General features: G+C 65.7%; 1 protein-coding gene. It reads right to left on the minus strand.

Annotated elements, in window-relative coordinates:
- Positions 1–423: hypothetical protein (locus AC2JF9_RS09740; RefSeq protein WP_500727375.1), on the minus strand; the 423-nt coding region annotated here is incomplete at both ends.

Below are 423 nucleotides of genomic sequence, written 5' to 3' on the forward strand. Positions count from 1 at the left end.
GCGACAGGTGTTGATATAACCGGTTTTCCGGGTATGCTTCGGTCAGCCGCTTGACGCCCGTCTCGAGCAAATCCACGTCGCAATTCGCCGGGTTCCATTTCTCCGGATCGTCGGACTGCCTCGCGGCGACGTAAAACGCGCCGTCCTTCCATACGACGGCCGAATAGCCGAACAGCGGCAGCGGCTCCGCGCCCGGACGCTTGACGTAGCCCGGCAGCAGCAGCCGAGTGTAACCTTGCGGCAGCAGCGCGCCGACGGCGAAGACGTCGCCTTCGTCCAAGCGCGTCATCTCGCCCGTCTCCGCATGCGCCGCTACGGGACGCGTTCCGGGGAGCGAGACGAGCGTCGCCCCCTCCGGAAGCGGAATGAGTTCCTCTTCCAGGATGTCCGTGATGGCGTCTCCGCCGCGGCCGAGCGCGATAT

This window comes from Lactobacillus sp. C449L, assembly GCF_059900815.1.